The sequence below is a fragment of the Nocardia sp. TBRC8007 genome (genome assembly GCF_056629435.1).
In genome coordinates this window covers 1-1,391 of sequence record NZ_JBWSOR010000090.1, presented here as the reverse complement: position 1 = coordinate 1,391, position 1,391 = coordinate 1, and the positions used below count along the sequence as shown (strand labels likewise).

The following is a 1,391-nucleotide window of genomic DNA, read 5'->3' as shown; positions in this document are numbered from 1 at the left end:
CCGCCACCTGACGTAGTACCCGCACATACCGGGCCACGAGCGCCTCGACCGTCGCCCGGTCGAACAGGTCAGTCGCGTATTCCACGAACCCGACCAATCCACCGTTTGCCGGCGGGTTGTTTCCGCCCTCGACGTGTTCTTCCCAGATATGAATCATCAGATCCAGACGAGAGGCTTCGGAACGGACCTCAATCGGAGCAACCTGGATATCGGGCAGCTCGATCACTGGTAGCGCGTTGTTCTGGAACGCCAGTAGCACCTGGAACAAAGGATGATGTGCCGTGGAGCGCACCGGGTTGAGTAGTTCGACCAGCAACTCGAACGGCGCGTCCTGATGAGCATAGGCCGCCAACGCCTTCCGCCGTACCTGCCCGAGCAGATCGGTGAACGAACCACCTGGGGTGAGGCGTGCCCGCAACACCCACGTGTTGACGAAGCATCCGACCAAATCGGTCAACGCATCCTCGGTACGCCCGGCGATCAGTGTCCCGAGCGGAATATCGGTCCCCGCGCCCAGGTGATACAGCAACACCACCAACCCCGCCTGCAACACCATCGACACCGTCGCGTCCTCCCGCCGCGCCAGCCGCTGCAGCAGCGTCCGGGTCTCGGCATCGATCACCACCGGCACGGTGTCACCGCGGTAGCTCGCCACCCGTGGGCGGGGCCGGTCGGTCGGCAACGACAGCTGTGCGGGCAGCCCGGCCAGCTCGTCCCGCCAATACGCCAACTGCCGCGCCAACACGCTGTCGGGATCGGTTTGCTCGCCCAACAGTTGTCGCTGCCACAGCGTGTAGTCCGCGTACTGCACCGGCAGCGGCGCCCAGTCCGGGCTGCGGTCGTGGGTGCGTGCGGTGTAGGCGCTGGCCAGATCCCGCAGCAACGGCGCCAACGACCATCCGTCCCCGGCGATGTGGTGGATCACCAGCAGCAGCACGTACTCGCCGCGGGTATGGTTGTCCTCGCCCGGGCCGGTGCAGCGGAACACACTCGCCCGCACCGGGATCTGCGAGGCCAGGTCGAACGCGTAGCGTGCCGCCGCGGCCACCGCCGCCTCCACATCCGCCACCTCGGCCACTTCCACCGGGACGTCGAATTGCCCGACCGCGAGGACCCGCTGCACCGGGATACCGTCGACCTCGGCGAACACCGTCCGCAGGCTCTCGTGCCGCCCCACCACATCGGTGAGCCCCGCCCGCAACGCCGCCACGTCCACCGCCCCCGTCAGCCGCAGCCCCAACGGCATGTTGTAGCTCACAGACATACCCTCGAACCGGTGCAGGAACCACAACCACCGCTGCGCGAACGACACCGGCACCACCTCCGGCCGCTGGGCCACCGCCAATACCGGCCGCACCACCATCGTCTCGTCGTCGAGGCGGGCGACCAGG

At 67.4% G+C, this 1,391-nt stretch carries 1 protein-coding gene; it reads right to left on the bottom strand.

The window, feature by feature from the left end:
* Positions 1-1,391: condensation domain-containing protein (locus ACX4ZE_RS22720; protein ID WP_480275500.1), on the bottom strand; the 1,391-nt coding region annotated here is incomplete at both ends.